The sequence below is a fragment of the Dactylosporangium sp. NPDC051485 genome, assembly GCF_040682015.1.
In the GTDB taxonomy this organism is placed as follows: domain Bacteria; phylum Actinomycetota; class Actinomycetes; order Mycobacteriales; family Micromonosporaceae; genus Dactylosporangium.
Genome location: NZ_JBFAZW010000216.1, coordinates 1 through 6,271, shown reverse-complemented (window position 1 = coordinate 6,271; position 6,271 = coordinate 1). Strand labels below are relative to the sequence as shown.

Sequence of the window (6,271 nt, the reverse complement as noted above, 5' to 3'; positions counted from 1 at the left end):
AATGGCACGAATGCGCAGAAGTGGACGGCGAGCAACGGTCAGCTCGTCAACACGGGGTCCGGCAAGTGTCTCGACGCGACCGGGGTCAGCTCGGCGGACGGCACCCGGCTGCAGATCTGGACCTGCGGCGGCGGCGCCAACCAGAAGTGGACGCTGCCCGGCGGCGGCCCCACCAACCCGCCGACCAGCACCCCGCCGACCAGCAACCCGCCCGGCCCGGGCGCCATGGCGGCGGCACCGTACCTCTACGAGGGCTGGGGCAACCCGCCGAACCCGGCGACGGTCATGTCCGCGACCGGTGTCCGGTGGTTCACGATGGCGTTCATGCTCAACAACGGCAACTGCAACCCGCTCTGGGACGGTGGCCGCGCCCTGACCGGCGGGGTTGACCAGTCCACGATCAACACCATCCGGGCCAACGGCGGCGACGTCGTCATCTCGTTCGGCGGCGCGTCGGGCCCGTGGCTGGAGCACTACTGCACGAGCGCCACCGCGCTCGCCGCCGCCTACCAGAAGGTCATCTCGGCGTACAACCTCAAGGCCATCGACATCGACATCGAGGGCACCCCGTACAACAACGCGACCGACCAGCAGAAGACCGTCGACGCGTTGAAGACCATCAAGGCGAACAACCCCGGCATCGTCATCTACATCACCCTGGGCAGCGGCACCAGCGGACCGGACGCCTCGCTGATCAACCGGGCGGCCGCGGCCGGCCTCGTGATCGACGGCTGGGGCATCATGACGTTCGACTGGGGCAACTCGACCGGCAACCAGGGCCAGCTCACCACCCAGGCGGCCGACGGCCTCAAGAACCGCCTCAAGACCGCCTACGGCTGGAACGACGACACCGCGTACCGCCACGTCGGCATCTCGTCGATGAACGGCATCACCGACGAGGGCGCCCGCGTGACCGTGGCCGACTTCCAGACGATCCTGGCGTACGCGCAGCTGCACCACATCGCGCGCTTCACGTACTGGTCGCAGAACCGCGACCGGCCGTGCCCGGGCGCGTACCCGAACGATGACACCTGCAGCGGCGTGAGCCAGAACGCCTGGGACTTCACCCGGGTGGTCGCGCAGTACAAGGGATAAATGATCCGAAACGGTCGATGGCTGCTCCCGTCGCGGGGCAGCCATCACCGTTGTCAGTCCGCGGGGGCCGGCTCGGCGGGCTGTTGCGTGAAGAAGCGGATGATGTCGTCGGCCGCGGTGGGGGACAGCATCATCGCCTGGACTCTCGCGGACATTTCGGCGATCGGGTGGGTTCTGGCGAACATCGCCTCCTCGTACGCCTGGATCGCCGAGCCGGGGTCGGCGGGGTTGGTGGCGAGTGCGGCGGCGAGTTCGGCGGCGTCGAGCATGGCTTGGTTGGCGCCCTCGCCGACCGGCGCCATGAGGTGCGCGGCGTCACCGATGAGGGTGATGCCCGGCCGGTGGGTCCAGCGTGTCCCGGTGGGCATCGCCTCGATCCTGCGTGGGGTCGGCGGGCCGTCGCCGGCTTCGATGAGTGCGGTGAGGCCGGGGTCCCAGCCGGCGAAGATGTCCAGCAGGGCGCGCTTGCTGCGGTAGGTGTCCAGGTGGCGGCCGTCCGCGCGCAGGGAGATCCCGACCCGGATGCTGCCGTCGCCCTGGCGTTGCGCTGCCAGGATCTGGCTCACGCCGATGCACCAGAGGTTTCCGCGGCCGACCAGCTCGGCGAGATCCGGGTGGCGCCGGTCGGCGTCGGCGATGCTGAGCTCCACCAAGGTGGCGACGTAGGACAGTGCCACGTCCGTCAGCAGCGATCGGATGACCGAGCGCGCGCCGTCGGCGCCGATGAGGACGTCGCAGTCGGCGCGGTGGCCGCCATCGAACGTCAGCCCGAAGCCTCCGCCGGGTCGTGGCGCCGCCGCGACGAGCCGGCGCTGCCAGGCCACCGCGTCGCCGGGGAGCGAATCGAGCAGGAGATCGCGCAGCGCGCCGCGGTCGATCTCGGGGCGTCCGGCGAATGAGCCGGGTGGTGGCTCGTGGTGCAGGAGGGTGCGCCCGGCCGGGTCGAGGATGCGAAGTTCCTCGCCCTCCGGCCGTGCCTCGGACCGGAACCGGCCGGTGAGGCCCGCATCGGCCAGAGCCCGTTGCCCGGACTCCGGGTGCAGGTCGAGCGATCCGCCCTGTGAGCGCGCGGATCGGCTTGCCTCGCGTTCGTACACCACCGCGTTGATGCCGTGCCGGTGCAGGACTCGGGCCAGCGTCAGGCCGCCGAGGCCACCACCGGCGATCGCGATTCGCATCGTCATCTCCCTTACCGTACGCTGTAACTTATGGATACGCCGTACGGTAGCGCACCGCTGCCCGTCTGGGAACGGCCCGAGCCTGCGCCGAGGGCGGCGCCGGTGCCGCTGAGCCGGGCGAAGATCGCCGCCACGGCGATCCGGCTCGCCGACGCGCACGGCCTCGACGGGCTATCGGTACGCAAGATCGCCAAAGAACTCGGTGTTGCTCCGATGCGGCTCTACGACTACGTGATCAACCGATCCGAACTGCTCGATCTGATGGTCGACGCCGTGTACGCCCAGATCGCCGAGGCCGGCCAGCACGCCGGGTGGCGCGCCACGGTCCTGGCCGTCGTGCACCGGACCCGCGATGCCGCTCTTGAGCACGAGTGGTTCGCCGACCTGCTCGGCGCAAGGCCGCACTTGGGACCTCACGCGCTCGCCGTGGGTGAGTCGACCGCGGCGGCGCTCAGCCAGGCCCCCGGCGTGCGCGGCATCGACGATCTCCAGCGGGCCTTGGGTGCCCTCAACGCGTTCATCGTCGGAGCGCTCCGCAGGGAGATTACCGAGCGGCGCACCGCCCGGGTGACCGGCACCGACGTGTCCGCCTGGCAGGCCGCCCTGGGGCCCTACCTGACACGCATGCTCGAAACGGGCCGTTACCCCACCGTCGCCCGGCTCGTCATCGAAGGCGCCCACCTCAACGCCGAGGAGACCTTCCACCACAACCTGATCACCATCCTGGACGGCATCACCGGCCGTCCCGGCACGTGACCTACCGCGCTGCCGGTACCCCGTTGGCGTGCAGGTGGATGCCCTCCGTGGCGAGCGCGATCAGCCGCGCGGCAACGCCGGCGTCCTCGGTGGCCAGCGAGACCGCGTTCGCCAGGGTGAGCAGGTCGATGATGGCGACCTCCGGCCGCACCGTCCCGGCATCCTGAGCGAGTCGGAGCAGTGCGCCGCCGGCGTCGACGAGCATGACCTCGCAGCTGCTCGTGGCGGGCGTTGTCGGCGCCCGGCCCGAGGCGAGCAGCGACGCGGCGAGGCCGCGTGTGATGGCGCCGTGGACCGCGACGGCCCGCAGCCAATCGGCGAGGGCCGTGGCGGGGTCGGCGTTGCCGGCGAGCTCGTGCGCCTGTGCGCAGAGTCCTTCGACCTGGTCGTGGAAGACCGCTTCGAGGAGTGCCTGCCGGGTGGGGAAGTGCCGGTGCAGCGTGGCGGAACCCACCCCGGCGTCCCGGGCGATCTTCTCCAGTGAGGCGTCCGCGCCGGATCGGGCCACCTCGGCTTCGGCCGCCGCGACGATCGACTCGTAGTTGCGCTGCGCGTCCGCCCGTCGCGATCGCGTGTCCGCCATCAGGTCTCGCACCTCCGCAAACGTGACCCGAATCGTAGCCCGTTGACAACTGGGGTGGCACCCCAGTTAACGTGGAAGACGGAAACGGGGTGCCACCCCATTTAGGTTCGGGAGGACCGGCGATGACTGACGAGACCTTCGGCGAGCAGCGTGTGGTGCTGGTGACCGGGGCCAGCAGCGGCTTCGGCCGGCTGACGGCGCAGAGCCTGGCCCGGCGCGGCCACCGGGTCTTCGCCGGCGTGCGTGACGTGCGCGGCCGCAACGAGAAGGCGGCCGCCGAGCTCGCCGCGATCGAGGGCGTCGACCTGCGGGTCATCGAGCTCGACGTGACCGATCAGGAGTCCGCGGACCGGGCGGTCGAGGAGGTCATCGCCGCCGTCGGCCGCCTCGACGTGTTGATCAACAACGCCGGCGGGATCTTCGTCGGCCCGGCCGAGGCGTTCACCGCGGCGCAGGTGCAGGCGCAGTTCGACGTCAACGTGCTCGGCGCGGTGCGGATGAACCGGGCCGCCCTGCCGCACCTGCGCCGGCAGGGCAGGGGCGTGCTCATCCAGATCGGTTCGGCCGCGGCACGGGTGACGGTGCCGTTCAGCGGCCTCTACGCGGCGAGCAAGGCGGCCGTCGCCGCGCTGACCGAAGCCTGGCACGACGAACTGGCCCCGCACGGGGTGGAATCGGTCATCCTGGACGCGGCGTCGTACCCGACCAGCATCGGCGTCAACGCCACGATGGCGGCCGACCAGGAGCGGATGGCGATCTACGGCGACGCGTTCGGCGGCTACGTCGCCGCCCTCACCGCCCGATCGGCCGAGATCGGTGGCGAGGCCAGCGAGGTTTCCGACGCCATCGTGCAGCTGGTCGAGACCCCGGACGGCAAGCGGCCGCGGCGGACCGTGGTCGCGCCCGCCGCCCAGTACGAGGCGATCACCGCCTTCAACCGGGCGGCGGAGGCGACCGCGACCGCCTTCGCCGCCGACACCGGCATCTCGGCGTTCATGGCCGCCCGGTAGGCCGGCGGCACCCGCGGTGGGGGCCCCGGCGCTCAGGAGGGTGGGTCGGCGGAGGTGTACGCGGGCAGCGGCAGCGGCTCGTCGCGCAGGTATGCGCGCAACAGCGCGACGTACGCGTCCGGCTGACCGCTTTCGAGGCTGTGTCCGGTGTGTGGCAGGTACACCAGCGTCGCCTGCTGGAGCGTGCGCCGGTACTCGTAGGTCTCCACCCACGGCACGAAGTCGCATTCGCCGCGCATGATGAGGGCGGGCACCCGCAGCTGCCGCAACGCCGGCCGGGGGTCCGGCACGTGCGCGAAGTCCTCGACCGTCAGCTGGTTGACGTAGAACCCCTGGTGGTTGTCGTGGACCTTCGCCGCCGACGCCCCGGGACAGCCGGTGGTGTCCTTGCCGAGCACCGCGATGGTGTGCAGCAGCGCGTCGGCCTCGTCATCGCCGACGAGGGCGTGCGCCGCGTTCGGGTTGATGGCCTGCAGGATCGACTGCACGGCGACCCGCGGCGAGCTGAGCAGGTCGTCGCGGCGCTCGCGCTGGTCCGCGCTGAGCCGGGCCCAAGGGTCGCCGCCGCCTCCGTCGTCCGGGTAGGCGCCCGGCCAGATGGGCCCCGGGGAGGTGAAGACCGCCCGCGCGACGTGCTGAGGGTGCGCGGCGAGGTACTGCGCGGCGAGTGAGCCGCCCCACGACTGACCGATGAGTATGATCTTGTCGGCGCCGATCGTCACGCGGATCGCCTCGAGGTCGGCGACCTGCCGGGCAACGGTGTACCCGGTCACGTCGCCGAGCCGGGTGGAGCGGCCGGCGCCGAGCTGGTCGTAGGCGTACACCTCGAATCCGTCGGCCGCGAGCGTCGTGCCGGCCCTGGGCATTCCGTCGCCGGGGGTGCCGGGGCCGCCGTGCAGGAAGATCACCGGCGCGGGCCGGGGCGTGCCCGTGGCGGCGGCGTGGGCGTACGCGATGCGAGACCCCGTCGGCAGGTCCCAGAACCGCACGCCGGCGGGCGGGGCCGGGGCAGCCGGGTGCGGGCCGGGCCGAAACACGGTCACCGCGGCGAGCCCGCCGACCACGACGGCCACGCCGGCCGCGAACGTTGTCGCCGCACGTCGCCGGCGCCGGACGGCGAGGAGCGCGAACGCCGGCCAGGCCAGCAGGTAGGCGACGGCGGACAGCGCGACAAGCCCGGCTGCGCACAGCAGCGGGATCCAGGCGGTAGCGGCGGCGGTGGCGAAAAAGCCGGCGGCGCCCGCGGCCACGGCGCAGACGACAGCCACGGGCAGCAGCACGCCGCCGGCGCAACGGCGCAGCAAGGTACGAACCATGAGGATCATGTTGGGCGGCCGAACGGGCGGTCTCGTCGTGCCCGCGGATGGGATGCCCGGGGCCGGTACCCCGTCGCTCGGCGGGGGGCCGCCCCGCCACAGGCCTGCCCGTACGCTCGTGGCATGGGTCAGTGGGGGCCGGCATGGCGCGACCTGCGGGTGCCGGCGGCGGTCGTGCTGCTGCAGGTGCTGTGGTGGCCGCTGCGGCCATGGTGGTTCGGCGCCGGGCCGGACGCGCGCCCGCTCGCCAGCTGCAACTACGACTGCCCGTACTGCCCGTTCGCCAAGCGCCGCGACCCGCCCGAGCGGCTACGTGCGGACCGGGCGGCGCTG

The 6,271-nt window shown here is 72.2% G+C and carries 6 protein-coding genes and 1 pseudogene; 4 read left to right on the top strand and 3 right to left on the bottom strand.

What is annotated here, in order from left to right; all coding sequences use genetic code 11:
- On the top strand, window positions 1-1,095 hold a 1,095-nt coding region (locus AB0M46_RS50720; RefSeq protein ID WP_363348856.1), incomplete at its 5' end, for an RICIN domain-containing protein.
- 53 nt (window positions 1,096-1,148) lie between these two features.
- Here the strand turns inward: AB0M46_RS50720 and AB0M46_RS50715 are convergent.
- Entirely contained in the window at window positions 1,149-2,279 is a 1,131-nt protein-coding gene (locus AB0M46_RS50715) for an FAD-dependent monooxygenase (RefSeq protein WP_363348854.1), read from the bottom strand.
- Window positions 2,280-2,303: 24 nt separating this feature from the next.
- On the opposite strand from AB0M46_RS50715, the gene AB0M46_RS50710 reads away from it, so the two are divergent.
- Window positions 2,304-3,029 carry a TetR/AcrR family transcriptional regulator C-terminal domain-containing protein gene (locus tag AB0M46_RS50710; protein WP_363348852.1) on the top strand — a complete coding sequence of 242 codons (726 nt, stop codon included), beginning with the start codon at window positions 2,304-2,306 and terminating at the stop codon, window positions 3,027-3,029.
- Between the two features lies 1 nt (window position 3,030).
- Here AB0M46_RS50710 and AB0M46_RS50705 read toward each other — a convergent pair whose 3' ends face one another.
- A complete protein-coding gene (locus AB0M46_RS50705; RefSeq protein WP_363348850.1) occupies window positions 3,031-3,612 on the bottom strand; it encodes a TetR family transcriptional regulator in 582 nt (193 codons plus the stop codon).
- Window positions 3,613-3,734: 122 nt separating this feature from the next.
- Between AB0M46_RS50705 and AB0M46_RS50700 the strand changes: the two genes are divergently transcribed.
- Window positions 3,735-4,622, top strand: coding sequence for an SDR family NAD(P)-dependent oxidoreductase (locus AB0M46_RS50700; RefSeq protein WP_363348848.1), 888 nt, complete (start codon window positions 3,735-3,737; stop codon window positions 4,620-4,622).
- Between the two features lie 32 nt (window positions 4,623-4,654).
- Here the strand turns inward: AB0M46_RS50700 and AB0M46_RS50695 are convergent, their stop codons facing one another.
- Window positions 4,655-5,938: an alpha/beta fold hydrolase gene (locus tag AB0M46_RS50695; RefSeq protein ID WP_363348846.1), complete on the bottom strand. Its 1,284-nt coding sequence runs from the start codon at window positions 5,936-5,938 to the stop codon at window positions 4,655-4,657.
- A 123-nt stretch (window positions 5,939-6,061) separates the two neighbouring features.
- On the opposite strand from AB0M46_RS50695, the pseudogene AB0M46_RS50690 reads away from it, so the two are divergent.
- A pseudogene (locus AB0M46_RS50690) lies at window positions 6,062-6,271 on the top strand (hypothetical protein); the annotation flags it as partial.

What these genes read in the sequence shown, in the direction of transcription:
- AB0M46_RS50715 (WP_363348854.1), bottom strand. Translation starts at nt 2,279, where the DNA reads ATGACGATGCGAATCGCGATCGCCGGTGGTGGCCTCGGCGGCCTGACG.
- AB0M46_RS50700 (WP_363348848.1), top strand. Translation starts at nt 3,735, where the DNA reads ATGACTGACGAGACCTTCGGCGAGCAGCGTGTGGTGCTGGTGACCGGG.
- AB0M46_RS50695 (WP_363348846.1), bottom strand. Translation starts at nt 5,938, where the DNA reads ATGGTTCGTACCTTGCTGCGCCGTTGCGCCGGCGGCGTGCTGCTGCCC.
- AB0M46_RS50705 (WP_363348850.1), bottom strand. Translation starts at nt 3,612, where the DNA reads ATGGCGGACACGCGATCGCGACGGGCGGACGCGCAGCGCAACTACGAG.
- AB0M46_RS50710 (WP_363348852.1), top strand. Translation starts at nt 2,304, where the DNA reads ATGGATACGCCGTACGGTAGCGCACCGCTGCCCGTCTGGGAACGGCCC.